This window comes from Neisseria sp. WLZKY-1, from assembly GCF_046546535.1.
GTDB lineage: Bacteria > Pseudomonadota > Gammaproteobacteria > Burkholderiales > Neisseriaceae > Neisseria.
The window spans coordinates 1-267 of the sequence record NZ_JBKGTW010000159.1; the positions used below are offsets into that span (position 1 = coordinate 1).

1 pseudogene is annotated in these 267 nt (G+C 52.4%); it reads right to left on the reverse strand.

The annotated features are described in order from the left end of the window. Positions 1-2 precede the first annotated feature (2 nt). A pseudogene (locus tag ACLD9W_RS12655) lies at positions 3-267 on the reverse strand (IS110 family transposase); the annotation flags it as partial.

Below are 267 nucleotides of genomic sequence, written 5' to 3' on the forward strand. Positions count from 1 at the left end.
GATTACGCGCATTGCGGTGCGGGTTGTTGTTCGCTTTGCTGTTCGCTTTGCCGTTCTGATTTCGTCTGCAAAGAGGCCAGATAATCCCGCATCCTTGCGTTCAGAATACGCAGAAGTTTGTGCATACACGCGTTGATGGCGACTTTGAATGGTTTGCCTTTGGTGCGCAGCCTCTCGTAAAACGCTTTAATCTTCGGCTCAAAGCGGCTCGCCGTTAGTGCTGCCATATACAGCATATTGCGCACCGCCATTCTGCCGCCGATGCAG